Origin of the sequence: Rhodococcus sp. NPDC056743, assembly GCF_042790355.1 — a bacterium.
Taxonomy (GTDB): domain Bacteria; phylum Actinomycetota; class Actinomycetes; order Mycobacteriales; family Mycobacteriaceae; genus Rhodococcus_F.
On sequence record NZ_JBHTZI010000010.1, the window covers coordinates 269,945 to 295,678 of the forward strand.

Annotated in this window: 28 protein-coding genes; 19 read left to right on the forward strand and 9 right to left on the reverse strand. The window is 62.9% G+C overall.

Annotated features, from left to right (window positions below):
- The first annotated feature begins 49 nt into the window (after window positions 1-49).
- The 10 genes from dapE to ACFRFQ_RS23905 all read left to right on the forward strand — a co-directional run bounded on the left by dapE (window position 50) and on the right by ACFRFQ_RS23905 (window position 8,464).
- The gene (gene dapE, locus ACFRFQ_RS23860; RefSeq protein ID WP_378663112.1) at window positions 50-1,120 is read left to right on the forward strand and encodes a succinyl-diaminopimelate desuccinylase; all 1,071 of its coding nucleotides are present in this window, start codon (window positions 50-52) and stop codon (window positions 1,118-1,120) included.
- 17 nt (window positions 1,121-1,137) lie between these two features.
- Window positions 1,138-1,941, forward strand: a complete 804-nt coding sequence (locus tag ACFRFQ_RS23865; protein ID WP_378663114.1) for a TIGR00730 family Rossman fold protein — start codon at window positions 1,138-1,140, stop codon at window positions 1,939-1,941.
- Entirely contained in the window at window positions 1,935-2,492 is a 558-nt protein-coding gene (locus ACFRFQ_RS23870; RefSeq protein WP_378663117.1) for a TIGR00730 family Rossman fold protein, read from the forward strand. Before ACFRFQ_RS23865 ends, ACFRFQ_RS23870 begins: the two co-directional genes overlap by 7 nt.
- Window positions 2,493-2,576: 84 nt before the next feature.
- On the forward strand, window positions 2,577-4,349 hold the full coding sequence (locus tag ACFRFQ_RS23875) for a long-chain-acyl-CoA synthetase (protein WP_378663119.1): 1,773 nt from the start codon (window positions 2,577-2,579) through the stop codon (window positions 4,347-4,349).
- A gap of 30 nt (window positions 4,350-4,379) precedes the next feature.
- On the forward strand, window positions 4,380-5,279 hold the full coding sequence (gene folP, locus ACFRFQ_RS23880; protein ID WP_378663122.1) for a dihydropteroate synthase: 900 nt from the start codon (window positions 4,380-4,382) through the stop codon (window positions 5,277-5,279).
- Entirely contained in the window at window positions 5,276-6,217 is a 942-nt protein-coding gene (locus tag ACFRFQ_RS23885; protein WP_378663125.1) for a glucosyl-3-phosphoglycerate synthase, read from the forward strand. The genes folP and ACFRFQ_RS23885 overlap by 4 nt, the downstream gene beginning before the upstream one ends.
- 58 nt (window positions 6,218-6,275) lie before the next feature.
- A complete protein-coding gene (locus tag ACFRFQ_RS23890; protein ID WP_378663128.1) occupies window positions 6,276-6,620 on the forward strand; it encodes a DivIVA domain-containing protein in 345 nt (114 codons plus the stop codon).
- Window positions 6,613-7,185, forward strand: coding sequence for a DNA-3-methyladenine glycosylase I (locus ACFRFQ_RS23895; protein ID WP_378663131.1), 573 nt, complete (start codon window positions 6,613-6,615; stop codon window positions 7,183-7,185). The genes ACFRFQ_RS23890 and ACFRFQ_RS23895 overlap by 8 nt, the downstream gene beginning before the upstream one ends.
- 148 nt (window positions 7,186-7,333) lie before the next feature.
- Window positions 7,334-7,501, forward strand: a complete 168-nt coding sequence (locus ACFRFQ_RS23900) for a DUF3117 domain-containing protein (RefSeq protein WP_003945169.1) — start codon at window positions 7,334-7,336, stop codon at window positions 7,499-7,501.
- Between the two features lie 111 nt (window positions 7,502-7,612).
- On the forward strand, window positions 7,613-8,464 hold the full coding sequence (locus ACFRFQ_RS23905) for a putative RNA methyltransferase (protein WP_378663352.1): 852 nt from the start codon (window positions 7,613-7,615) through the stop codon (window positions 8,462-8,464).
- Here ACFRFQ_RS23905 and glgA read toward each other — a convergent pair.
- A complete protein-coding gene (gene glgA / locus ACFRFQ_RS23910; RefSeq protein ID WP_378663134.1) occupies window positions 8,448-9,623 on the reverse strand; it encodes a glycogen synthase in 1,176 nt (391 codons plus the stop codon). The genes ACFRFQ_RS23905 and glgA overlap by 17 nt on opposite strands.
- A 109-nt stretch (window positions 9,624-9,732) precedes the next feature.
- Between glgA and glgC the strand changes: the two genes are divergently transcribed.
- Window positions 9,733-10,947, forward strand: coding sequence for a glucose-1-phosphate adenylyltransferase (glgC, locus tag ACFRFQ_RS23915; RefSeq protein WP_033234436.1), 1,215 nt, complete (start codon window positions 9,733-9,735; stop codon window positions 10,945-10,947).
- A gap of 20 nt (window positions 10,948-10,967) precedes the next feature.
- Here the strand turns inward: glgC and ACFRFQ_RS23920 are convergent, their stop codons facing one another.
- Window positions 10,968-11,603, reverse strand: coding sequence for an O-methyltransferase (locus tag ACFRFQ_RS23920; protein ID WP_378663138.1), 636 nt, complete (start codon window positions 11,601-11,603; stop codon window positions 10,968-10,970).
- 299 nt (window positions 11,604-11,902) lie between these two features.
- Between ACFRFQ_RS23920 and sigE the strand changes: the two genes are divergently transcribed.
- The 4 genes from sigE (at window position 11,903) to tatB (ending at window position 14,949) form a co-directional block, all read left to right on the forward strand.
- The gene (gene sigE, locus ACFRFQ_RS23925; RefSeq protein ID WP_033234434.1) at window positions 11,903-12,502 is read left to right on the forward strand and encodes an RNA polymerase sigma factor SigE; all 600 of its coding nucleotides are present in this window, start codon (window positions 11,903-11,905) and stop codon (window positions 12,500-12,502) included.
- Window positions 12,503-12,536: 34 nt separating this feature from the next.
- Window positions 12,537-12,872 (forward strand): RNA polymerase subunit sigma-70, encoded by a 336-nt coding sequence (locus ACFRFQ_RS23930; RefSeq protein ID WP_378663141.1) that lies wholly within the window; start codon window positions 12,537-12,539, stop codon window positions 12,870-12,872.
- A gap of 90 nt (window positions 12,873-12,962) precedes the next feature.
- Window positions 12,963-14,441 carry a S1C family serine protease gene (locus ACFRFQ_RS23935; protein ID WP_378663355.1) on the forward strand — a complete coding sequence of 493 codons (1,479 nt, stop codon included), beginning with the start codon at window positions 12,963-12,965 and terminating at the stop codon, window positions 14,439-14,441.
- Between the two features lie 73 nt (window positions 14,442-14,514).
- Window positions 14,515-14,949, forward strand: coding sequence for a Sec-independent protein translocase protein TatB (tatB, locus tag ACFRFQ_RS23940; RefSeq protein WP_378663144.1), 435 nt, complete (start codon window positions 14,515-14,517; stop codon window positions 14,947-14,949).
- 10 nt (window positions 14,950-14,959) lie between these two features.
- On the opposite strand, the gene ACFRFQ_RS23945 is transcribed toward tatB, so the two are convergent.
- From ACFRFQ_RS23945 to ACFRFQ_RS23965, 5 genes are all read right to left on the reverse strand, one after another.
- Complete coding sequence (locus tag ACFRFQ_RS23945; protein ID WP_378663147.1) at window positions 14,960-16,096, reverse strand: Mrp/NBP35 family ATP-binding protein; 1,137 nt, start codon at window positions 16,094-16,096, stop codon at window positions 14,960-14,962.
- A gap of 24 nt (window positions 16,097-16,120) precedes the next feature.
- Window positions 16,121-16,975, reverse strand: coding sequence for a lytic transglycosylase domain-containing protein (locus ACFRFQ_RS23950; RefSeq protein WP_378663150.1), 855 nt, complete (start codon window positions 16,973-16,975; stop codon window positions 16,121-16,123).
- A 171-nt stretch (window positions 16,976-17,146) separates the two neighbouring features.
- The gene (locus ACFRFQ_RS23955; protein WP_378663153.1) at window positions 17,147-18,613 is read right to left on the reverse strand and encodes a lytic transglycosylase domain-containing protein; all 1,467 of its coding nucleotides are present in this window, start codon (window positions 18,611-18,613) and stop codon (window positions 17,147-17,149) included.
- Window positions 18,614-18,688: 75 nt separating this feature from the next.
- Window positions 18,689-19,237 carry a DUF1003 domain-containing protein gene (locus tag ACFRFQ_RS23960; RefSeq protein WP_378663156.1) on the reverse strand — a complete coding sequence of 183 codons (549 nt, stop codon included), beginning with the start codon at window positions 19,235-19,237 and terminating at the stop codon, window positions 18,689-18,691.
- Complete coding sequence (locus ACFRFQ_RS23965) at window positions 19,234-20,520, reverse strand: magnesium transporter MgtE N-terminal domain-containing protein (protein WP_033234428.1); 1,287 nt, start codon at window positions 20,518-20,520, stop codon at window positions 19,234-19,236. Before ACFRFQ_RS23965 ends, ACFRFQ_RS23960 begins: the two co-directional genes overlap by 4 nt.
- Window positions 20,521-20,610: 90 nt before the next feature.
- Here ACFRFQ_RS23965 and ACFRFQ_RS23970 point away from each other — a divergent pair, with 90 nt between their 5' ends.
- The 4 genes from ACFRFQ_RS23970 (at window position 20,611) to ACFRFQ_RS23985 (ending at window position 23,978) form a co-directional block, all read left to right on the forward strand.
- Window positions 20,611-21,573, forward strand: coding sequence for a CoA ester lyase (locus tag ACFRFQ_RS23970; RefSeq protein ID WP_033234427.1), 963 nt, complete (start codon window positions 20,611-20,613; stop codon window positions 21,571-21,573).
- Window positions 21,574-21,680: 107 nt separating this feature from the next.
- Window positions 21,681-22,175, forward strand: coding sequence for a general stress protein (locus ACFRFQ_RS23975; RefSeq protein WP_138872567.1), 495 nt, complete (start codon window positions 21,681-21,683; stop codon window positions 22,173-22,175).
- A 52-nt stretch (window positions 22,176-22,227) separates the two neighbouring features.
- Window positions 22,228-23,322: a winged helix DNA-binding domain-containing protein gene (locus ACFRFQ_RS23980; RefSeq protein WP_378663161.1), complete on the forward strand. Its 1,095-nt coding sequence runs from the start codon at window positions 22,228-22,230 to the stop codon at window positions 23,320-23,322.
- A 71-nt stretch (window positions 23,323-23,393) separates the two neighbouring features.
- Window positions 23,394-23,978: a suppressor of fused domain protein gene (locus tag ACFRFQ_RS23985; RefSeq protein ID WP_378663164.1), complete on the forward strand. Its 585-nt coding sequence runs from the start codon at window positions 23,394-23,396 to the stop codon at window positions 23,976-23,978.
- A 2-nt stretch (window positions 23,979-23,980) separates the two neighbouring features.
- Here ACFRFQ_RS23985 and ACFRFQ_RS23990 read toward each other — a convergent pair whose 3' ends face one another.
- Window positions 23,981-24,433 (reverse strand): SRPBCC family protein, encoded by a 453-nt coding sequence (locus ACFRFQ_RS23990; protein ID WP_378663167.1) that lies wholly within the window; start codon window positions 24,431-24,433, stop codon window positions 23,981-23,983.
- A 136-nt stretch (window positions 24,434-24,569) separates the two neighbouring features.
- Entirely contained in the window at window positions 24,570-25,646 is a 1,077-nt protein-coding gene (locus tag ACFRFQ_RS23995) for a magnesium and cobalt transport protein CorA (RefSeq protein WP_378663169.1), read from the reverse strand.
- Window positions 25,647-25,734: the final 88 nt, after the last annotated feature.

The following is a 25,734-nucleotide window of genomic DNA, read 5'->3' on the forward strand; positions in this document are numbered from 1 at the left end:
AGCAGTAGAGATTACTGGGTGCGCTGGCTGCGGGCTTAGGCTGGTGGCCGTGAGCATCCTCGATCTTGCCTCCGACCCCATCGATCTGACGGCCGCTCTGGTCGACATTCCCAGCGTCTCCCACGACGAATCCGCCATCGCGGACGCCGTCGAGGTGGCGTTGCGGGAGCAGACCAGCGGCTTCGAGATCATCCGCAACGGCAACGCGGTTCTCGCTCGGACGTCGCGCGGATTGCCGAGCCGGGTGATGCTTGCCGGCCATCTCGACACAGTTCCGATTGCGGACAATGTTCCGTCTCGCCGTGAGGGTGACATCTTGCACGGGTGCGGCACCGTGGACATGAAATCCGGCGATGCCGTGTTCCTGCATCTCGCAGCGACCATCGAGAATTTGGCCCACGACCTGACGCTGGTGTTCTACGACTGCGAGGAAATCGCCGCAGCCTACAACGGGCTCGGCCGGATCGAACGCGAGATCCCCGAGTGGCTCGCCGCTGATGTCGCGATTCTGGGCGAGCCGACGGCCGGGTTCATCGAAGCCGGGTGCCAGGGAACGATGCGGGTGCGCTTGACCGCGTCGGGCACTCGTGCGCATTCAGCCCGGTCCTGGTTGGGGGACAACGCGATTCACAAGTTCGGCACCGCGTTGGAGCGGATGTCGGCCTATGTGCCGCGCTCGGTGGATATCGACGGTTGTGTCTACCGCGAGGGGCTTTCGGCGGTGCGGATCTCCGGCGGTGTCGCCGGAAATGTCGTGCCGGACGCAGCCGAGATGGACGTCAACTTTCGGTTCGCACCGGATCGCAGTGAGGCGCAGGCGGTGGCTCACGTCCGCGAAGTATTCGACGGATTGGACCTCGGATTCGAGGTCACCGACTCCTCGCCCGGCGCTCTGCCCGGCTTGGCGAACCCGTCGGCGGCCGCGTTGATCGAGGCTGCGGGTGGACAGTTCCGAGCCAAGTACGGCTGGACCGATGTGTCCAGATTCTCGGCTCTCGGTATTCCCGCGGTAAATTACGGCCCCGGCGATCCGAACCTTGCGCATAAGCGCGACGAGCACGTTCCCGTGCAGCAGATCACCGACGTCGCAGCCGTGCTGAGAAAGTATCTGTCGGCCTGACCGTTAGCCTTGCGTGCATGGCACCAGAGAAGAATTCGGCTTCCAAGAAGCAGAGCTCGTCGATCAAGCATCGCGGGCCCGTTCAGCTTCGACGCAAGCGCAAGGACGAGAAGACCACTACGGATCAGCGTCTGCTCGACAAGCGTGGCCCCACAGATTGGGTCCACACCGATCCGTGGCGTGTGCTGCGCATCCAGAGCGAATTCATCGAAGGTTTCGGCGCGCTCGCCGAGGTTCCGCGTGCCGTGACGGTGTTCGGTTCGGCCCGCACCGCGGTCGACCATCCGGAGTACCAGGCGGGCCGTGAGCTGGGAACGGCGCTGGCGGAAGCCGGGTACGCCGTGATCACCGGTGGTGGACCGGGAGTCATGGAAGCTGCCAACCGTGGTTGCAGCGAGGCAGGCGGATACTCGATCGGACTCGGCATCGAGTTGCCGTTCGAGCAGGGTCTGAACGAGTGGGTCGACCTCGGTATCAACTTCCGCTACTTCTTTGCGCGCAAGACGATGTTCGTGAAGTACTCGCAGGCCTTCATCTGCCTGCCCGGCGGCTTCGGAACGCTGGACGAATTGTTCGAGGCTCTCACTTTGGTGCAGACCCACAAGGTGACTCGCTTCCCGATTGTCCTCTTCGGCACCGAGTACTGGTCCGGATTGGTCGACTGGATTCGTGGCACGCTCGAGCGCGACGGAAAGATTTCCGAAGGCGATGTGAATCTGTTGCACGTCACGGACAGTGTGGAAGAAGCAGTCCGAATTGTCCTCGATGCCGACAAGGGCATCGACGAGGCCGCAGGCCTGGGGAAAGAAGAAGAATGGTGACCGATTCAGGCAAGAAGTTCGCGATCTGCGTCTACTGTGCCTCGGGTCCGGTGGACGAGTCGTTCCTGGCTTTGGCTGCCGAGGTGGGCACCGCGATCGGTCGACGCGGGTGGCAGTTGGTATCCGGCGGCGGCAATGTCTCGATGATGGGTGCTGTCGCGGAATCGGCTCGGGCTGCCGGTGCGTGGACCGTGGGCGTCATTCCGAAGGCTTTGGTGCACAAGGAAGTTGCGGACGTCGACGCCGACGAGTTGATCGTCACCGACACGATGCGTCAACGCAAGCAGTTGATGGAGGATCACGCGGACGCGTTCATCACCTTGCCCGGCGGTATCGGGACGTTGGAAGAGTTGTTCGAGACGTGGACCGCCGGCTACCTCGGGATGCACAGCAAGCCTGTGGTTCTGCTTGACCCGGTGGGGCATTACACCGGACTGCTCGAATGGTTGGACAAATTGGACGGTACGGGATTTGTCGGTCGTAAAGCACTGGACACATTGCTGGTCAGGACTGACATCGAGGCTGCTCTCGACGCTTGTGTAGGGCCCTGAAGAAGTGCGTGACGGGCTACCTTACTGCGAGGTAAGGTAGCCCGAGGGTGGCCGTCGAGTCGCCGGATACGTGATTGGGGAGACATGAGTTCGGAAGCACGCGACAAAGTTGGCCTGCTGGATCTCGCGGCAAAGTTGCCGTCGATGATCACCGAGGTGCCGATCCTCCTCAAAGGGGCGTCCGGCCTGCTGCGCAAGCCGTCGGCGGCGATGTCCATCGGACTGATTCTCCAGCAGAACGCCGCAGCGCACCCGGCGCGTCCGTTCATCCGGTTCGAGGGCCACTCAACGAGTTACGGTGACGCCAACGAGCAGGTCAACCGATATGCGGATGTGTTGCGTACACGTGAGGTTCAACGCGGAGACGTCGTGGCGATCCTCGGCAAGAACACTCCGGAGTCGCTGCTGATTGCGTTGGCCGCCGTCAAGCTCGGCGCGGCAGCGGGAATGCTGAACTACAACCAGCGTGATGATGTTCTCGCACATAGCCTTACGCTTCTCGGCGCCCGCGTGCTTGTTGTGGCCGACGAGAGCGAAGAAGCTCTCGAATCATTGCCGGACGGGTTTGCCGGACCTCGACAACTTTTGGTCAGCGAACTCGACGAGCTGGCAAAAACGGCCGACGCCACAAATCCGGCAGTGACGGTCGAGATCCTTGCGAAGGAAAAAGCGTTCTACATCTTCACCTCGGGTACCACCGGAATGCCCAAGGCCAGCTTGATGACTCATTTCCGCTGGCTCAAATCCATGTCCGGTCTCGGACTCATGGGCGTTCGCTTACGCCCGTCCGACACGTTGTACTGCTGCTTGCCGCTCTATCACAACAATGCGTTGACGGTGTCGCTGTCGTCAGTATTGGCTTCGGGTGCAACGCTTGCCATCGGCCGGCAGTTCTCGGCGTCGCGATTCTGGGACGATATCGCGCTCAACAAAGCGACGGCGTTCGCGTACATCGGCGAATTGTGCCGGTACCTACTCAATCAGCCCGAGAAGCCCACCGACCGTGACAATTCCGTTCGACTCATGGTCGGGAACGGGTTGCGGCCGGAGATCTGGAAGGAATTCACGGACCGTTTCGGTATCGCGCGAGTCGCCGAGTTCTACGGTGCCAGCGAATGCAACATCGCCTTCGTCAACGCACTCAACGTCGATCGGACCGCCGGAATCTGCCCGCTGCCGCATGCCGTCGTCGAATTCGACGAGGAAACCGGAAAGGCGTTGCGTGGTCCGAACGGACGGTTGCGCACCGTGCCGACGGGGTCCGTCGGACTGCTGCTCTCCAAGATCACCGACCGAGCGCCCTTCGACGGATACACCGATGAAGCCGCGACCGACAGCAAATTGGTGCGGGGTGGTTTCAAGGACGGTGACACCTGGTTCGACACCGGCGACCTCGTGCGGAAGCAGGGGTGGAGCCACGTGGCATTCGTCGATCGACTCGGCGACACCTTCCGATGGAAGGGCGAGAACGTCGCGACCACCGAGGTGGAGGGCGCGCTCAGTTCACATCCGGCGATCGAGGAAGCCGTCGTCTACGGCGTCGAGATCCCGGGTACCGACGGGCGCGCGGGAATGGCGGCCGTGACATTGCGCGACGGTCACACCTTCGACGGCAGTGGCATCGCCGCTCATCTCTACGGAAAGCTCCCCAGCTACGCCGTGCCGCTGTTCGTTCGGATCGTCGACTCCCTCGAACACACCAGCACGTTCAAATCCCGCAAGGTGGAACTGCGCAACGACGGATACGACGTCGGCGCAGACACCCTGCATGTCCTTGCCGGTCGTGAGAGCGGGTACAGCGATTCGTACGACAGTTACGTCGACGAGGTAGCCGCAGGCTCGGCACCCAAGGGCTAGACCGCGTTCCGTCATGCCAGTATGAATGGCATGTCTTCATTGGCCGGTTCATCCGCGCAGCCAGATCCGGCGCCCACACTCTGTGGACGACCGGTGGCGGTCGACCGTGCATTGGTCATGGCGATCGTCAACCGAACACCAGACTCGTTCTACGACAAAGGTGCGACGTTCTCTGATTCTGCCGCGATGGCCGCGGTGGATCGTGCGGTCGACGAAGGCGCCGATCTGGTCGATATCGGGGGAGTGAAGGCGGGCCCCGGCGACCTGGTCGACACCGACGAGGAGATCAGGCGCGTCATTCCCTTCGTCGCGGCGATCCGCGACAAGTTCCCGGAACTGTTGATCAGCATCGACACGTGGCGCAGCGACGTCGCGCGTCTCGCGCGTAAGGAAGGTGCCGATCTGATCAACGACACCTGGGCCGGGGCCGATCCGGAACTGGTGATGGTCGCCGCCGAAACCGGAGCGGGCATCGTGTGCTCACACACCGGCGGAGCGGTGCCGCGGACCCGTCCGCACCGCGTCAGATACACCGATGTTGTTGCCGATGTGGTGAACGAGGTTGTCACAGCAGCCGAGAGGGCCCTCGCCTTGGGAGTGCCACGCGATGCGATTCTGGTCGATCCGACCCACGATTTCGGCAAGAACACCTTTCACGGGCTCGAGTTGTTGCGAAAAGTGGACATTCTTGTAAACACCGGGTGGCCAGTGCTGATGGCGCTGAGCAATAAGGACTTTATCGGGGAGACTCTGGGGGTAGAGCTTTCCGAGAGGCTGGAGGGAACATTGGCAGCGACAGCAATGGCCGCGGCGGGCGGTGCCCGAGTGTTCCGGGTGCACGAGGTGGCATCTACGCGCCGGGTGGTCGACATGGTTGCGGCAATTCAGGGCCGACGCGCTCCTGTCCGAACAGTTCGGGGGCTGGCATGAGCATTATCGGCACTGGGTCCACGCGCACGTGGTCCGAAGCCAACAGTTGGGATCACCCCAGTTGGACGGTCGAGGAACTCGAGCGGGCCAAAGCGGGTCGCACCGTCTCGGTGGTGCTTCCGGCGCTCAACGAGGAGGACACCGTCGCTTCGGTGGTCGACACCATTCATCCGTTACTCGGCGGGCTGGTGGACGAACTTGTCGTCCTTGATTCGGGATCTACCGATCGCACCGCGAAGCGGGCACGGGCCGCCGGCGCGCGGGTGATCAGCCGCGAGGCTGCCGTGCCGTCGCTTCCACCGGCAGCCGGCAAAGGTGAAGTTCTGTGGCGCTCGATCGCAGCCACCACGGGCGACCTGATCGCGTTCGTGGATTCCGATCTCATCAACCCGGACCCGGCGTTTGTTCCGAAGTTGCTCGGCCCGTTGCTGACCGTCGACGGTATTCACCTGGTGAAGGGGTACTACCGGCGTCCGCTGCGCGTCAGCGGTACGGAGGACGCCAACGGCGGCGGGCGGGTCACCGAGTTGGTGGCGCGGCCGATGCTGGCGGCCCTGCGGCCCGAACTCACGGCCGTTCTGCAACCGCTGGGCGGTGAGTACGCCGGAACGCGGGAGTTGCTCTCCGCCGTGCCGTTTGCACCCGGCTACGGAGTCGAGATCGGGTTGTTGCTCGATACCTACGACACCTTGGGGCTCAGTGCCATCGGTCAGGTCAATCTCGGCGTCCGCAAGCACCGCAATCGGCCGCTTGCCGATCTGGGCGTGATGAGTCGGCAGATCATCGGGACGATGCTGCGACGCTGTGGCATCGAGGATTCCGGCGCCGGATTGACGCAGTTCCTGGTCGAGGGCGACTCGTTTGCGCCGGCCACCACCGAGGTGTCGCTGCTCGACCGTCCGCCGATGAATTCGATTATCCGCAGCGCGGGGGTCTGACCGCTATCCGCAGCGCGGGGGTCTGACCGCAGCGGAACGTGTATGGGAGTATCGGGGCATGTTGACGATCCTCCTGTACCTGATTGTCATGGCGCTTGTCGGCGGGATGATTTTCCTTGCCGCGAGTGCCGTATTCGGGCGCTCGGAAGAACTGCCGCCGCTTCAGCCCGGCACCACTGCGGCAGTGCTTCCCGCGGAAGGTGTGACAAGCGCCGACGTCGACGCATTGCGATTTCAGCAGGTTCTGCGTGGGTACAAGGCGAGCGAAGTGGATTGGGCCCTGCACCGGCTCGGGATGGAAATCGACTCTCTCCGTGCGCAATTGGAAGCGCGATCCGAATCTGCCCCAGAAGTTGTGGATGCGGATGCGGAGGCTGTGAGTGAGCGCCCGGACGATGTCTGACGGAATCGTTCGATGCGACTGGGTGATCGAATCGCCCGGCGACACGCTGTACCGCGATTACCACGATCACGAATGGGGACAACCCCTCCGCGGTCGTGACGCCCTGTTCGAGCGACTCGCACTCGAAGCCTTTCAATCAGGTTTGTCGTGGATCACGATTTTGCGAAAGCGAGAGGCTTTCCGATCGGCGTTCGACGGATTTGTTCCCGAGAAAGTAGCCGAATACGACCAAACGGACGTGGACCGCTTGCTGGCGGATTCCGCGATTATTCGCAATCGGGCCAAAATCGAGGCAACAATTTCCAACGCGAGAGTTCTCGTGAATTCACCGGAATTGGATCTCGATGCGTTGCTCTGGTCGTTTGCGCCACCCCGACGCACCGCGCGACTCGCTTCAATTGCGGACGTTCCCGCTATCACCGAAGAATCAACGGCCATGGCCAAGGAACTCAAACGGCTCGGCTTCAAGTTTATCGGCCCTACCACGGCATATGCACTCATGCAGGCCACCGGAATGGTTGACGATCACATTGCCGATTGCTGGGTTCCAGCGGTAGTGCCGTAGTAGTCCGGACACGCGTAAATGTGACTCAGATTCCCGGTTCCGGGACGGATAGGGAACAATGGAAGCTACGAGCCTCGCTGATGGTTGGCGGGGCGCACCGTTTGTCGACGCGCAGTGAAGTGCAGCGCAGATCTGGAGGGAGCAGAGGATGGCGGCCATGAAGCCCCGGACCGGGGACGGTCCCCTCGAAGCAACCAAAGAGGGACGAGGAATCGTCATGCGGGTTCCACTCGAGGGTGGCGGACGCCTTGTCGTCGAGCTGACCCCGGATGAAGCTGCTGCGCTGGGTGTGGAACTTACAAACGTCACCAGCTAGTCGGGTCCAGGTAGGGAAATGCACCCAGGCTCCGCAACCGATCTTCGGTGCGGGGCCTGAAGTGTGTGTAGGTCTAGGCACGTGTTCGAGCCGAGCCGGAAGGGCAGTTGTGTGCTTGCCGAAGTAATCGATCTGCTGGCGTGCCCGCAGTGCAGTCTGGAACTCGATTTGATCGACCGCGCCCTGGAATGTGCCCGAGGGCACCGCTTCGACATCGCCAGACAGGGCTACGTTTCCCTCATCAGCGGTGGGTCCACCAAATTCACCGGTGACAGCGCCGAGATGATTGCAGCCCGGTCCAGACTGCTCGGTAGTGGGCATTTTGATCCGCTGATGGACGCGGTGACGACGGCGTGTACTCGCTCCGAGGGCGTCGACCCGGCGAGGATCCTCGAAATCGGTTCCGGCACAGGTCAATATCTCGAGCATGTGGTCGGTAGGCTCCCGGATTCCCGGGGAATCGCCCTCGACGTCTCGAAATTTGCGGCCCGGCGAGCAGCCAAAGTCCACGACCGTATCGGGTCGATAGTCGCGGACGTGTGGCAGCCCCTGCCGATTCGTGACGGCGTGCTCTCCCACGTGCTCTGTGTGTTCGCTCCGCGCAACGGTGAGCAGTCCCATCGCGTTCTGGGCGACGAGGGCGTTCTCGTGGTTCTGACGCCCACGGACAGGCATCTGCGTGAGCTGATCGAGTTGCTCGGCATGGTTCGCGTCGACGACAAGAAGGTGGAACGGCTCGGGTCGTCCATGGCCGGACTGTTCGAGCGTGAACATTCCGAGGGCGTCGAGTTCACCATGCACCTCACCCACACCGAGATCCTCGACCTCGTGGGCATGGGTCCCTCTGCCCGGCACCTGAGCGCCCAGCAACTTGCCGCCTCGGTGGCGGCGCTGCCCGAACTCACACCGATCACCGCCTCTGCGACGGTTTCCAGCTACCGCAAAGTCAACCGCGGCGCCTGATCGCGTCGTCATAGACGTCGATGGTTTGTTTGGCGATCTCGGCCCACGAGAAATGCTCGATCGCCCGGACCCGGCCGGCCCGTCCCATCGCGTCGGCACCGGTTCGGTCGGCAACAACCTCGTTGACCGTCGCGGCCAACGATTCCTCGAATGCGGCAGGCTCGTACGCGTTGTAGTGGACGAGTCGCCCGGTCACGCCGTCATCGACCACCTCGGGGATTCCTCCCACATCCGAAGCGACAACAGCGGTTTCGCACGCCATGGCTTCGAGGTTGACGATGCCCAACGGCTCGTACACCGACGGACAGACGAAGACTGTTGCAGCCGAAAGTATTTCGCGGATCTGCTCGGTGGGCAGCATCTCGCGGACCCAGAACACATTGCCGCGGTGCGCGGCGAGGGCCGCTACTGCCTGCTCGGTCTCGGCCGCTATTTCCGGGGTGTCGGGGGCGCCCGCGCACAGGACAAGCTGGATGGACGGGTCGAAATCGTGCGCCGCCGCGATCAGATGGCCGACGCCCTTCTGGCGTGTGATGCGGCCGACAAACGCCACGATGGGTTGACTGACGTCGACTCCGATAGCTGTCAACGCAGACGCTTCGCCGGTTCCGGCCGGACCGGGATGCCACACACTCGTGTCGATCCCGTTGCGAACCACATGGATACGGCTCGGATCGAGCGACGGGTACGCGTCGAGGACGTCGGCACGCATCCCCGAGCTGACCGCGATGACAGCGTCGGCATGCTCGACTGCAGTGCGCTCGGACCACGACGAGACGCGGTAGCCGCCACCTAACTGCTCGGCCTTCCACGGACGGCGGGGTTCGAGGGAATGCGCGGTCAGGATGTGGGGGACGTCGTAGAGCGCCGACGCCAGATGTCCGGCCAGCCCGGTGTACCAGGTATGGGAATGGACAATATCGACACCGCTTGCGGCTGCGGCCATCCGAAGCTCGGTGGACAGCGTTGTCAACGCGGGGTTGGCGCCGGCCAACACAGGATCGGGGGAGTGGACGATCGCGTCGTCGCGCGGCGCCCCCATGCAGTGAACGTCGACGTCGACGAGCCGTTTCAACTGAGCGACCAGCTCGGTGACATGCACGCCTGCCCCGCCGTAGATCTCCGGTGGGTATTCCTTGGTCATCATCGCGACTCGCACCGGCTAAACCTAACCGCCCGTGGTCGATCCGGCTACCGGCCGGCGCACGTGCCGAGTGTCGCGGCGCGCTTCGCTAGCGGGACCACCGGAGTGCGGATAGGTTAACGGTGTGAGAAGCCAGCCGCATGTGCTTGGAATCGTGCTCGCCGGAGGCGAGGGCAAACGTCTCTATCCGCTGACGGCGGATAGAGCTAAACCAGCGGTGCCGTTCGGCGGCGCCTATCGACTGATCGACTTCGTGTTGAGCAACCTGGTGAACGCGGGCTATCTGCGTCTCTGTGTGCTCACGCAATACAAGTCGCATTCACTCGACCGACATATATCGCAGACGTGGAGGTTGTCCGGATTTGCGGGTGAGTACATCACCCCCGTCCCGGCGCAGCAGCGACTCGGGCCGCGCTGGTACACCGGCAGTGCCGACGCAATCCTGCAGTCGCTCAACCTCGTTTACGACGAAGACCCCGAGTACATCGTGGTGTTCGGTGCCGACCACGTGTACCGCATGGACCCCGAGCAGATGGTGCAGCACCACATCGACTCCGGTGCGGGCGTGACCGTCGCCGGTATCCGGGTGCCGCGCAGTGAGGCGTTTGCGTTCGGCTGCATCGACAGTGACGAGTCGGGGCGCATCACGCAGTTCCTCGAGAAGCCGGCTCATCCGCCCGGCACCCCTGACGACCCCAATTCCACCTTTGCCTCCATGGGTAACTACGTGTTCACCACGAAGGTATTGGTCGACGCCATCCGCGCCGACTCCGAGAACTCCGATTCCGATCACGACATGGGCGGCGACATCATTCCCGCTCTCGTCGCGGCAGGCGAAGCGTCGGTGTACGACTTCAAGGACAACGTCGTTCCAGGTGCAACCGACCGCGACCGCGGCTACTGGCGCGACGTCGGCACCCTCGACGCGTTCTACGACGCGCACATGGACCTCGTGTCGGTCCACCCCATCTTCAACCTGTACAACCGGCGCTGGCCCATCCGCGGCGCCACCGAGAACCTGGCACCAGCCAAGTTCGTCAAGGGCGGCCTCGCTCAGGAGTCGATAGTCGGCGCCGGATCGATCCTGTCCGCGGCCACCGTGCGCAACTCCGTTCTCAGCTCGAACGTGATGATCGAGGACGGCGCCACCGTCGAAGGCAGCGTCCTGATGCCAGGAGTGCGGATCGGCAAGGGAGCAGTCGTGCGCCGAGCCATCCTCGACAAGAACGTTGTTGTCGGCGACGGCGAGATCATCGGGGTCGACCTCGAACGAGACCGCGAACGATTTGCGATCAGCTCCGGTGGAGTCGTCGCAATCGGTAAGGGTGTCTGGATCTAGTTAGATCTTGCTGGCACTGGCTAGATCTTGCTGGCGCAGAGCAGTCCTTCACCGAGTGGAAGCACCACCCGAATCAGACGCTTGTCGTCCGTGATTGCCTTGGCGGCTTCGCGGACGGCCACCGTCGTGGCATCCCGGGCCGACGGGTCGGCGACGCGGCCACCGGCAAGAGCGTCGTGCAGCACGATCACACCGCCCGGGCGCAGCAACCGGATACCTTCATGGACGTAATGGGGCTGATCGACCGGGGCGCAATCGACGAATACCAAGTCGTATCCACCGTCGGCGAGGCGCGGCAGCACGTCGAGTGCATTGCCGTTGATCAAGCGCGTGCGAGCGGGAGCGATTCCACTCTCGCGGAACGTCAGTTTGGCTGCGCGCTGGTGCTCGGGTTCGCTGTCGATGGTGGTCAGGACTCCGTCGTCGCGCATACCGTGCAGCAACCACAGGCTGCTCACACCGGCTCCGGTACCGACCTCGACCGCCGTTCTCGCGCCGAGCATCCGAGCGAACATCGCCAGTGTCGCGCCGACTGCCGGCGTCACGGGTGCGGTGCCGAGGTCCAATGCTCGGTCCCGCGCCGCGGTAAAAATCTCGTCCTCGGAAACAACGTCCTCGACGTGGCGGAGTATCTGTTCGGCGTGGGTCACGCCCATGAGGTTATCGGGCCGGTCGCATTGACGCTGCAAGGCGCGCACCCTGACGGATTCTCAGGAATCCCTCAGCCTCTTCATAGGGCATGCACACCGCGGTAGGAGAGGGTAAGTACATCGCCGGAGGTGCAAGGAACATCCGGCGGGGATGGATGAGCTGATCAACGGTGATCCGGGAACAAAACACCCCGGTGTTCGGTTGTACGAACCACCACGTGAGCTGACCGCGCGGCACGAAAGACCAGGAGGATCCACTTATTTTCCAGATCAACGACGAGCCTCGCCCTCGAGAGTCGGAAGTAATGACGACGGAATCGGCTGTGGATTCCGAATTGATCGGTACTGCTGTTTTCGACGCCACGGGTGAGAAGTCGGCGATGCCGTCGTGGGACGAACTTGTCCGCCAACACGGCGACCGCGTATATCGGCTTGCCTACCGCCTGTCCGGCGACGCGCAGGACGCTGAAGATCTGACCCAGGACACGTTCATCCGCGTGTTCCGTTCTCTCTCCGACTACCAGCCCGGCACGTTCGAAGGCTGGCTGCACCGCATCACGACCAACCTGTTCCTCGACATGGTTCGCCGACGCAACCGCATCCGCATGGAAGCGCTTCCGGAGGACTACGACCGCGTACCGTCGGCCGGTCCGGACCCCGAGCAGATCTACCACGACGCCCGTCTCGACGCCGATCTTCAGGCCGCATTGGACTCTTTGGCACCGGATTTCCGTGCCGCTGTTGTGTTGTGTGACATCGAAGGTCTGTCGTACGAGGAAATCGGTGCCACACTGGGAGTCAAGCTCGGAACGGTTCGGAGCCGTATCCACCGTGGACGACAAGCGATTCGCGATCATCTGGCAGCAGCACAGCGCGCCGGTGATTCCGAACGTGTCGGCGTCTGACGGGGGAACGTTGGTCAATCATCTGGAGGGACGAATGACGGAGGCGCGGGCACCCCGCCAGTTCGGTTCGACCGAACACCTGGCAAGTGAGGCAATTGCCGCCTACGTCGACGGAGAACTTCGCATGCAGGCCTATCTCCGGGCCTCACACCACATCTCCCTGTGTGTTGAATGCACCGCTGCTGTCGATGCGCAGCAGCAGGCCCGTGGTGCGCTCCGACGGAGCGGTGAGATGACGATGCCGCTCTCGCTAGTCGGCCTGCTCAGCGCAATTCCGACCTGCACCACCAACACAGCCGACAACACGCCGGGATCCGACGCCGGGATCGGCGCGATCGGCAAACGTCTTTCACGCCGCTGGCGCAAATGACCTGTCCTTTCGGCCCAGTCAGCGACACCGTGTGTCCACCGATCAGTGATACTGGACGGCGTGACTGACGGACAGAGGGGGCACTCCGGCGTGGATACCGATACTTCGGCAAGCGGTTCGGTTGATCGACCGGCAGATGCGCCCGTTCTCGAACCGCGCCCGGTGTACCGGCCGCAGATCGATCCCGCGTCGCAGCGGGCGTTCAGTAGGCCGAGCGGCGTCGACGGTTCCTTCTCCCAGGCAGCGGCGCGCAGCGTCCCGACGCCCGGTGTTGTGGTCGGTTCGCCCGACCCGGTTCTCGCAGAAGCGTTCGGCCGCCCCGACGGTGCCACGGAATCCATCGGACGTGATCCCGAAGCCGCCGCGGAAGCCGAGCCCGAGGACGAAGTACCCGACGACCCGTGGCGTGATCCGGCGTCGTCGGTGGCTCTAGGCTCACCCGCACAGGAAACCGAACTCGAAACACTGCCTCCCGCACCGAAACTCGATGTCCGCGACGTGCTGTTCGGGCGTAAGGTCGCGCCGTCCGCGTTGGCTGCGCTTGCGGGAATGGCACTCGTGATCGCCCTGGTAGGTGGACTGCTGGCGACGGTCATCACCGCTGACCGAAGTTCACTCACCAGTTCACATGTCACGTTGGTTCAATCCGGCAGTGGTGAGCAGCCGCAATCCGACGTCGCGAAGGTCGCCGACGCGGTGCTGCCGTCCGTTGTCTCCATTCAGGTTGCCGTCGGCGATCAGGGAAGCACCGGTTCGGGCGTCGTCGTCGACGACCGCGGATACATCGTCACCAACAACCATGTGATCTCCTCGGCGGCACCGCCTGCCCAGAATGCCCGAATTCAGGTCATCTTTTCCGACGGAACCAAGACCGATGCTCAAATCGTCGGCCGTGACGTGAAGACGGACCTCGCGGTGCTGAAGGTGTCGGCGAGCAATCTGACGGTTGCACAACTCGGGAAATCCGAAGACGTCCAGGTGGGGGACGACGTCGTGGCTGTCGGTTCCCCCTTGGGGCTGAGCAAAACGGTGACCCGCGGAATCGTCAGCGCTCTGAATCGCCCGTTGCGGTTGTCCGGAGAGGGCACCGACACCAACGCGGTGATCGACGCCGTCCAGACGGACGCGGCCATCAACCACGGCAACTCCGGCGGCGCCTTGGTGGATGCGGAAGCCCGCGTGATCGGAATCAACACCGCGATGCTCAGCGAATCGGGCGGTTCGGTCGGTCTGGGTTTTGCGATCCCGATCGACACGGTCACCCAGGTTGCGCAGGCCATCATTCGTGACGGTTCGGTTCGTCACCCCGATATCGGCGTCAACGTTCGCACCGTCGTCAACGACGCCACCAGTGGTGCTGCGGTTGCCAATGTGCGCGACGGAAGCCCGGCACAACAGGCTGGAATCGTCGAGGGCGACGTCATCGTCAAGGTCGGCGACAGGCAAGTGACAAGCGCCGACGAATTTGTTGTTGCCGTCAATGCCGCGGCGATAGGTCAGCCGGTCGACGTCGCGTTGATCCGCGACGGACGCCAGGTAGACATATCGGTCACGCCGGTTTCGGACTGAGAGAACCTACGAGGTTGCTGTGAGGTTGATCCGGACCTGCGCGCAACAACCGGACACACAGTAGGCTTGCCCTGTGTTTGGCAACATCGGTTGGGGCGAGTTCATGATCCTCCTCGTAGCAGCTCTGGTCATTTTGGGACCTGAGCGGCTTCCTGGCGCGGTCTCCTGGGTTACACGATCACTGAGGCAGGTACGTGAATACGCTTCCGGAGCCCAGAATCAGCTCAAGGAAGAACTGGGCACCGACTTCGAGGATCTGCGTAAACCACTCGCAGATCTGAACAAGCTGCGCGGGATGACTCCGCGCGCGGTGATCACCCAGCACCTTCTCGACGGCGACGATTCCCTCTTCACCGGAGACTTCGACAAGAAGTCGCAGAGCAACGTGAAGCCGCAGAGCGGCAGCAGTGTGAAGCCGCAGAGCGGCGCTCAGGAACCGATGTCACTCACGAAGGACAAGCCCCTCGCAGCCGGTGAGCGTCCGCCGGTCGACTTCGACGCAACCTGAGCGCAGCCCGCTACATATTGCGCACGGTGTTGATACCGAGCGACATTCCGGCCAGTCCGCGCTGACGTACCGCCAACTTGTCCGCGATCTCCGTCAATGCCTTCGCGGCGGCGCTCTCGGGTGCACTCAACACGATCGGTGTGCCGGCGTCGCCAGCTTCACGAACCGACGGATCAAGTGGAATCTGGCCGAGCAGTGGAACTTTCGCGCCGACGGCCTTGGTGAGGCGATCGGATACCGTCTGGCCGCCGCCCGCTCCGAAGACGTCCATGCGGGTGCCGTCGGGGAGTTCGAGCCACGACATGTTCTCGACGACGCCGGCAACACGCTGACGGGTCTGTAGTGCGATGGCACCGGCGCGCTCGGCAACCTCGGCGGCGGCTTGCTGCGGCGTCGTGACCACCAGAATCTCGGCACTCGGGATCAGCTGGGCTACCGAGATGGCGATGTCACCCGTTCCGGGCGGCAGATCCAGCAGAAGGATGTCCAGATCGCCCCAGAAGACGTCGGCGAGGAACTGCTGCAGCGCGCGGTGCAGCATGGGGCCACGCCACACGACCGGGGTGTTGCCCTGAGTGAACTGGGCGATGGAAATCATCTTCACGTCATGCGCGACGGGCGGCATGATCATCTTCTCGACCTGCGTGGGCTTGGCGTCGGTGCCGAGCATACGAGGGATGGAATGACCGTAGATATCGGCGTCGAGAACGCCGACGGACAATCCGCGTGCTGCAAGCGCGGCCGCGAGATTGACTGTCACACTGGACTTTCCGACGCCACCCTTGCCGGAGGCGACAGCGTACACACGTGTGAGGGAGCCGGGCTGAGCGAAGGGGATCACCGGTTCGGCGGAGTCGCCGCGCAGTGACTTGCGAAGTTCGGTGCGCTGCGCGTCGTCCATCACGTCGAGTTCGACTCGAATGGCACCAACGCCGGCGACGTCGGCAACTGCCTTGGTGACGCGCTCGGTGATCTCGGTGCGCATCGGGCAGCCCGCGGTGGTGAGGTAGATCCCGATGTCGACGCTGTTGTCTTGCGCAAGCGTGATGTTTCTGACCATCCCCAATTCGGTGATGGGTTTGCGGATCTCAGGGTCGAGAACTCGCGCGAGCGCGGAGCGAACGTCGGACTCGGTCAGTGCGGACATGGCTCCATGGTAAGTGTCGGCGGGTCAGTGAATGCGAGGCAGGTCCGATGCGGCGGGAATGATGCCGGTGGAGTACCCGGCAGTCCAGGCCAGGACGTTGGCGACGTAGGCAGCCGAGTTGTTGTAGCGGTGGATTGCTTTGGCGGCCTGCGTGAGGTCCTGCATGTTCAGTCCGCCGTCGCACAGGTACTTTCCGGTGGTCAGTGCGGAGTCGAAGAGGTTCTGCGGATCGGAGATGCCGTCGCCGTTGCCGTCGCCGGCGTACTGCGTCCACGTGGACGGGATGAACTGCATCGGGCCGACTGCGCGGTCGTAGACGGTGTCGCCGTCGAGTGCGCCGCCGTCGGTGTCCATGATCACGGCCTGGCCGGGGAGGCTGCCGTTGAGGGGCAGTCCGATGACCGGCTCGAAGAGGTTGCCGAGTGCGTCGGCGTCCTTGCCGTCGTGAGCGTGGCCGGATTCGACGCGGCCGATACCGGCCAACATTGTCCACTGCATGTTGCAGGTGGGGTTCTCGACAGCGAGGATGCGCTCGGCGTTCTGATACGCCGCGACGCTCACGCTGGGAATGCCAAGGGCGCCTTCGGCCATCGATGCGGGCAGCGGCGGCGTGGCTTGGACCGGTGCGAGCGGAGCGGGCTCGGCTACTGCGGAGGCCAGGTCGGCGACGGGAAGGATCTGAGCTTGGGGTTCCTGCGTGGCCGGTGTCTCGAGCGGTGCCGCGGCGGTTTCGGCGCTGGCGGCGTTCACGAAAGTCATATCGGATACCGCTCCGGCGGAGTTCGCTGCTGTTACCAAACCGATAGGAATGAGGCCGGAGAGCGCGATGACCGAGTTGCGACGAATGTGCGAATCTGTCTTCTTGTTGTGCCGACCCACTGTTACTGCCTCCTGGACCCCGAAATCGGGGTTTTCCGTTCACTGACGGAATCGAGGCTACCTGATTTGTTGCATTTCCGTTACTCAACCGTGATCTAAGCGGGCAGAACTGTGCCGTCGGCGCAGTTCAATCGTGATTTTTCGGGCGTCGGCGTTATCGCTACGTGACCGTTATGCGACGGGCATAAACGGCAAACCGGGCAAAAGCGGAGCGGGTGCGGGCGGCGGTGCGGAAGCGGGTGTGGGCGCGACGGCTGCGGGTGCGGCGTCGGAAGTGGTCGCGGGGACGGAGGACGGAGTTGCGGTCGTGGCGTCCATGGTGGGGGCCGGTGCCCCAGCGGTCGGAATGGCGCAAGGCAGGAAGATTCCCGGTTGCAACTGTGCGAGCGCTACGGGATCGGGGAGGATCACGCACATGTCGTCGGGCCACGTCCAGCCGGTTGGCGTCAGAATCGGCCACACGAGGCCGCGCGACGTGAGCACGGGCAGGGGAATGATCGGTCCTGTCGGGGGTTGTGGTGCCGTGGCGGGCCCTGGTATCGACTGACCTGGAGTTGACTGGTTCGGCGTCGTGGGGAGGACTCCGGGTGGGATCAGAGCTTGCAGATCAGGTGAGAGTGCCGGCATGTCGGGCAGGCCGGGGAGTAGGGGCGCAGGGGTAGCTGCCGTCGTCGTCTGATCTGCGTCCTTCTTCTCGGCTGCCGGATCGACTGCCGCCGCCGCGGCGAGAATGGCTGCAGTGGACGTGGCGTCGGAGTTTCCGGCGTTGATGCTTCCGGTATTGATTCCGCCGGTGTAGGGCAGCGATCCGGACGGGAGGACGCCACTCTTGTACGCCGTCGACCACATGATGACGTTTGCAGCGTATGCCGCAGAATTGTTGTACCGGAGAACGGCTTTGGTCTCCTGATCGAGGTTGCGGAGATCGAGACCGCCGCTGCAGAGGTATTTGGCGGCCGACAGTGCCGCGTCGAACACGTTGTTGGGATCGGTAACGCCGTCGCCGTTGCCGTCGCTCGCGTAGTGCGCCCACGTCGACGGAATGAACTGCATGGGGCCGACAGCGCGGTCGTGTGTCGGGTCGCCGTCGATCAGGCCCTTGTCGGTGTCGGTGATGATCTGGTTTCCGGCGAGGCGGCCGTCGAGCACCGGACCGAAGATCGGTGTGACGGTGGTGCCGACGGAGGTGGTGCGCCCGCCGTTGGCATGCCCCGATTCGATTCGACCGATGCCGGCCAGGAGATGCCAGGGGACGCCGCAGCCGGGTGCCTCCGTCATCATGACCAGCTCTGCGGAGCGATAGGCGTTGAGGACGATCTCGGGTATGCCCAGCGAGGTCAGGACAACTGTTGCGGCTGCAGGGTCCAGCGCGGTGGTTGTGGCGGTAGTGCTCGGTGGTGCTGATCGTTGTGTTCGCACCGAGCGAGGTGTCGGAAGGAAATCGGGGTTCTCTGCTGCGTTCACAGCGTTACCTGCGAGCGCAATGGGTATCGGCGATCCCGTTGCAGGGGCACTACCTGCGGTGAGGGCTGCCGGTCCGGTGGCCGCGAGCAGGCCCCCCAGTAGCGTGGACGCTGCGATCAATCCTCGTACGCGCACGATTCCCCTTTGCTGGTAGCCCGGGTTCGGAGTACCCACCGATATATATAAGAGTCTGTGACTTACGTTACATATCGGTCTCGGGCTACGCAGCAAAACTCAGTAAACCCTCAGCTAAGAATCTCGGCTGTCGTGACTCTTTTTTGCCGAACCTGATTCACGCTGCTTCTTCTTGGGAGGTGGTTCGTGATCGGCAGCGAGCAGCACTTTGATCTCGTCGAGTTCGCGCCGCAGGTAGTCACGAGTGGCGACTTCGCCGAGGGAGATACGTAGAGCAGCGAGTTCCCGGGCGAGGAATTCCGTGTCGGCCTTGGTCTGTTCGGCGCGAATCCGGTCCTCTTCGAGCGAGACCTTGTCGCGGTTCTCCTGCCGATTCTGGGCCAGGAGAATCAACGGTGCCGCGTATGCAGCCTGCGTCGAGAATGCGAGATTGAGCAGGATGAACGGATAGGGATCCCACTGCAAGCTGACCGCAAAGACATTCAGTGCGATCCAGACGATGACGATGATCGTCTGAATCGCCAGGTAGCGGCCCGTACCCAGAAAACGGGCAATACGCTCGCTGACCCGGCCCACTGCCTCGACGTCGAAGTCGAAGTGGAACCGCCGACTCCCACGAGGAGTCTCGAGGCGCTGACGGGCGCTGGAAGACCGATCACTCATCGGACCAACCCCTCGTCGTCGGAATCGTCTTCGCGCCAGTCCTCGGGCAGAAGGTGATCGAGAACGTCGTCGACGGTGACCGCGCCGATCAGATGGTTCTCGTCGTCCACCACCGGTCCGCACACCAGGTTGTAAGTCGCGAAGTATCGCGTCACGACAGCGAGCGAATCGTCGGCGCCGAGGCTGGGGAGATCGCTGTCCAGGATTCCGCCGACCAGACTTGCCGGCGGTTCACGTAACAACTTCTGCAAATGAACGCACCCGAGGTAGCGTCCGGTCGGCGTGGCCGTCGGCGGGCGGACGACAAAAACCATGCTGGACAGCGCAGGCGTGACGTCGTAGTTGCGGGCCCGGGCGAGGGCCTCCGCCACCGTGGTCGACGCTGTCAGCACCACCGGTTCCGGCGTCATCAGACCACCAGCCGTATCGGGGGAGTGTTCGAGGAGTCGGCGCACCGGTTCCGAGTCCTGCGGATCCATCAACTGCAGCAGCGATTCCGCTTCGGTTTCGGGTAGCTCGCCCAAGAGGTCGGCGGCGTCGTCCGGGTCCATCGCCTCGAGGAGATCGGCCGCCCGTTCCACTTCGAGGTGCATGAGAAGGTCGGTCTGATCGTCGGCAGGCAGTTCCTGCACGACGTCGGCGAGACGCTCGTCGTCGAGAGCAACAGCTAGCTCGTGTCGACGCTTTTCCGGGAGTTCACGCATCGCATTGGCGACGTCGGCCGGTCGCATCCCCTCGTACTGCAGCAGCAGATGGGCGACGCCCTGCCCCGGAAGTGACAGATCGCTCTGGGTAAGTCCGGCAACGTGCTGCCAGTCGACAATGTGAATTGCGGCGCGACGTCCCAGGCGTCCGCGATGGCCACGGACCGCTACCTTCGAGACCACCCAGTCCCGGGTGCGTCGCGATTCGATACCGAGATCGACGACAACGGCGTCGACGCCGTGGAGTTCGGTCAACTCCGGGTCGTCTACTCGCACATGTGAATCGAGTACCTGCGCAAGAGCGAGAACTTCGCCGGGGCGCTGGGTGAATCGCCGGATACTGACGTTGCCCGTTGTCAGGGTGACGGCACTCGGTTCGATTGCGGTCACACGCAACATCGGTACGAAAATGCGTTTGCGCGTGAACATTTCGATCACCAAACCGAGCACCCGAGGTTGCTGGCGTCCGATGCGGACAGTGATCACGACATCGCGCACTCGCCCGATCGACTCACCGTCGGGTCCGAGGACAACCAGGCCGGCCAGCCTGGCTGCAAATACCTTGCCTGCTGCTGCCATGATTGCAAGGCTAATTCCTTGCGCGTCATTATCTGCAACTCGAGACACCGAAAACGTACGAGTCGATATCTGTGAAGGGCCCTCAAAGAGATGACATCACGTAACCGATCCCGCCGATCAGTCCTTGCCGTTCCCGGTAGCAGTCGCAAGATGATCGACAAGGCAAAGGGACTGCCCGCCGACGAGATCTTCCTCGACCTCGAAGACGCGGTCGCGCCGTTGGCGAAACAGGCCGCCCGCGAAGCCGTCGGCGACGCACTGGCCGAAGACGGGTGGGGCAAGCAGGTCAAGGTGGTTCGGGTGAACGACTGGACCACGGAATGGACGTACGCCGACGTCGTAGAGGTTGTCGGCCGGGCGGGCGCCCACCTCGACGCGATTCTGCTGCCGAAGGTTCCCGACGCGAGCCACGTGCAGGCGCTTGATCTGTTGTTGACCCAGGTGGAAAAGGCCAACGGCCTCGAGGTAGGACGAATCGGCATCGAACCCCAGATCGAGAACGCGATCGGCCTGACCAACATCGACGCGATTGCCACGGCCAGCCCGCGCGTCGAGGCGTTGGTCTTCGGACCGGCGGATTTCATGGCGAGTTTGAACATGCGCACCCTGGTGGTCGGAGAGCAGCCGGACGGCTACGACCGTGGTGACGCCTATCACCACATCCTGATGACCATTCTGATGGCTGCGCGGGCGCACGGGGTCCAGGCCATCGACGGTCCATACCTCCAGATCCGTGACGTGGAGGCGTTCACCCGCAGCGCTGCCCGCACCGCAGCACTGGGATTCGACGGCAAATGGGTGCTGCATCCGACCCAGATCGAGGCGGCCAACGAGGTGTTCAGCCCCAGACAATCCGATTACGATCGCGCGGAATTGATCTTGGACGCTTACGCATTCCACACCTCCGCGGCCGGCGGTGGGCGAGGAGCAGTGATGCTCGGTGACGAGATGATCGACGAGGCGAGCCGCAAAATGGCTCTGGTGATTTCTGCGAAGGGCCGGGCGGCTGGGATGGCCCGGACAACGGAATTCACTCCGCCAGAACACGCCTGATCAGCTGCGGTCGAAACAAATCGGGTAGGTAAAGGGCACAATAGGTCTGTAGGTCTCGCGTCGTTCGGCTACGGATGACGCGCCCGAAACGAGGAGCACGATCACCCATGTCCAATCCGCTCGCACAATCGCCGAATGGGTCGCGCCGTGGAGCGTTGCCGACACCACCTTCGGGCTGGCCGATCGGGTCATACCCCACCTATGCCGAGGCGCAGCGCGCCGTCGATTACCTGTCTGATCAGGAATTCTCGGTCCAGGACGTCACCATCGTCGGTGTCAATCTGATGCAGGTCGAACGTGTTCTCGGCCGGCTCACGTGGCCGAAGGTGATCGGTGGCGGCCTCGTGTCCGGTGCGTGGCTCGGCGTATTCTTCGGCCTTCTCCTGGGGCTGTTCACGACCAGCTTCATCGGGCCACTGATCACGGGCATCGTCGGTGGCATCATCTTCGGCGTGATCACCACAACCATCCCGTACGCGGCAACGCGTGGCCAGCGTGACTTCGCGTCGACCATGCAGTTGGTGGCCGGTCGTTACGACGTGTTGTGTGAGCCGAAGACCGCCGAGACTGCCCGCGATCTCCTCGCGAAGCTCGCAATCTGATCGGTTCAGTGCACACAGTGAGCGTTGCGGTGAGGGAATTGTGACGCGTGTCATGACTGATCGCGACCTCGGTCGAGCGACCCTCGCGCGTCAGCTCTTGCTCGAACGAGCTGACATCACTGCCCTCGAAGCCGTCGAGCATCTGGCCGGTCTACAGGCACAGGCGCAGACCCCGCCGTATCTCGCTCTGTGGGCACGTGTGAAAAACTTTGCGGCAGAAGAATTGTCGACTCTGATCGAGAGTCGGCAGGTGGTGCGGCTGGTTGCGATGCGGGGCACGGTGTTTGTGATGTCGGCCGCTGACGCCGCATCCTTCCGTGGCACGGTTCAATCGATCATGGATCGCGATCTCCACACCAACACCGCGCACCGCACGGCGCTGACCGGAATTGATCTGGGCGCTCTCGCGCAGGCCGGGCGCGAACTTGTTTCCGCGGGTCCACTTACTCAGATGCAGATGAGGCCGCTTCTGGCCGAACGCTTTCCAGGGCGCGACCCAGAAGGGCTCGCGCACGGGATCCGGGGGCTATTGCACATGGTGCAGGTTCCGCCGCGCGGGCTGTGGGGTAAATCGGGACCGCCGGCGTTGACCACGCTGGAAAGTTGGTTGGGGGCAGAACTGGATTCGACTCCGGTGCCGGACGCGATGGTGATGCGTTACCTAGCGGCCTTCGGTCCGGCGAGTGTGAAGGACGCCCAAGCGTGGTCGGGATTAACCAGGCTGGCTGAGGTTTTCGAGCGACTGCGTCCGCGCCTGATTACCTTCGTGAACCAGAAGGGAACGGAACTGTTCGACCTACCAGGTGCCCCACGCCCGGACGAGGGTACGCCGCCGGTTCGTATCCTGGCTCCCTTCGACAACATTCTGCTCTCCCACGCGGATCGCTCGCGAATCATGGATGAGCAGTACCGAACTCGAGTCTTCACGGTGAACGGAATCATCAAACCCGCCGTACTGGTGCGAGGGAAGGTCGTCGGATTCACAGCGGAATCCACGAAGGGTGATACGGCGCGGTTGACGGTCTCGCTGTTTTCACAGCAGTCGAAAACCGTCCTGTCGTCGATCGAGAGGGAAGCGCGTTCTTTGCTGCGATTCGTGCGTCCGGCGATCGCCCACCACGAGATATCCGTCGAAATTCTCACCTAACGGGCACTGGCGTTGTGAGGTGCTGAGCCTCTGCGCTGCGATCAGGGACGTGATGGTGCTTAGATGGACGCGTGTCTGACAGTGTTGTGTCCTCCGTCCGCGCGCACCTCGTTGCCAATATCGAGGGGCCGGAGCCGGCTGCCGCCTCGGTGACGTTCCTGGGTGTCGAGCCGCTGGACGTGCTCAGATTCGAATCTCCGGACGGAGTGGTGCACTACGCAACACTGGGGTGCTCGCGGCACCCCATGGGTGATCCGGGTGACTTGGTAGCCGATCCCACCCGCGGACCACGGGCAGAACTCGTGCTGTCGCTGCGCGGCGGCACCGGTGTGGCGTCGGGAATCGCGCGCACGTTGGCTGTTCTGGCGGCCGCCCCGTCGGTCGAGGGCATCGTGCTGCTCGGTGATGCGCTGCTCGACCTCGGGGAGCCCCTGTGGAAGGGCGCAGCCTTTACAGCAGTCCTGCTCAGTGACAGTGGGATTGACGATTTGGCGTTACCCGAGCCGATGGATCCGGTTCGGTTCCTCGCCGTGGTCCCGATTACCGGCACCGAAGCCGCCTGGGTCCGCTTGCGCGGCGCCGATGCACTGCGTGAAGCGTGGACCGAGGCGGGGATCGATGTCCGAGATCCGCACCGAGCGGCTGCGTCGCTCTGAATTTATTGTGCCGCTTCGTTGTCGAGAAGGTCGGCTAGATTCTCCAGGCTGGCCTGCTGCGATCGGCCGAATGCCTTGGTGACGAGCGGGTCTGCCATCCTGCCGAACACCCCGCCCAGGCCACTTTCGCTGTCGAGTCGGTAGGTGACGCGGGTACCCTTCTCGACTTCCTCGCATGTCGTGGTCAGAGTGAAAGCGACGGGGCTTTTTACGGACTTTGCCGAAGATCTCTTGGGCGCATCGTATTCCGTGAACTCGGCAGTCCAATCGATGCGCTTGCCGAGTATCCGGCTGGCTCCCTGCCAACGGGATCCCACTCCTGTCGGCCCATCCGTGATCTGCCGGGATTCGACAATCGAGTTGTCCCAGTTCGGCCAATTCTCAGCGGTGCTGAGGTACTGGAAGACTTCTGGAACCGGCCGCGAAACGATAACTGACTGCTCAACTGTAGGCATCGTAGCTCCTCCGAATTTGCTTGTGGCAAGTTATTTTTCGGGTGCGGTGATTTCGATGCGAGAGGCCCGCGGGTACACGTGATACGTGTTTGTACCCACAATCCATTGTCCACGTGCGCTGTGGCTAAGTACAGCTTCAGAGCCAGTTGTTTCGGCGGAACAGAAAGAACAGCCCGACACAGACCGACGCGATGAACACCATCACCATCGGATACCCGTACTGCGAGCCCAACTCCGGCATGTTCTCGAAATTCATGCCGTAGATACCGGCGATTCCGGTCGGTACCGCCGCGATAGCCACCCACGCCGAAATCTTGCGCATGTCGGTATTCTGTTGCACTGCGATCTTTGCCAGAGCGGCGTCCACCAGTGAACTCAGAACTTCGTCGTACTCGGAAATGCGTTCGGAGACGATGGTGTGATGGTCTCGGACGTCACGGAAATAGCGTCTGATTTCCTTGGGGACCAATCCACCTGCGGGTTGTGTCAGTTGCAGGAGCGGCATGCCGAGCGGGGTGACCGATCGTCGAAGTTCGACGATTTCTCGTTTCAGCAGGTAGATGTGCTCAACTGCCACGGTGTTGCGTGGGTTGAACACCAACTCTTCCATGCTGTCGACGTCCTGCTCCACCAGTTGGGTCACGGACAGGTACGTGTCGACGACGTGGTCGGTGATGGCATGGAGAACGGACCACGGTCCCATGGCGAGACGCTCGGGTAGCTGCTCGAGAGCTTTGCGGACACTCGCCAGTTCCGAATGGTCACCGTGTCGAACCGTGACGACAAAATCGGGACCGACGAACACCATGATCTCGCCGGTCTCCACGATTTCGTTTGCCGTCTCCACGGATTCGTGCGGAACGTAGACAACGGTTCGAAGGACGAGAAACATGACGTCGTCGTAGCGTTCGAGTTTGGGGCGCTCGTGGGCGTGGACCGCGTCCTCGACCATCAATTCGTGCAGACCGAAAGTCTGTGCCACGTACTGCATTTGGGATTCGTCCGGCGCGTGGATTCCGACCCAGACGAATCCGTTTCCGCGGCGGCGCACTTCGGCGAGCGCAGCGTTGTGAGTGAACTTTCCCGGGAGCCGCTTGCCGTCGACGTACACCGCGCAATCGACGATGGCACGAGCAGTGGGGACGGGAATCCGGGGTGCGGGCGTGGTTGCCGGAGCCGATTTGCCGTTCGACCAGTTCGGTAGTGACGGCACTGTTCAACTCCCTCCGCAGATAGGCGAAGCGCACTATTGCTGCTGCGTAATCGTACGTCAGGATCTCGGGCTTTCGACCGGAGCGAGA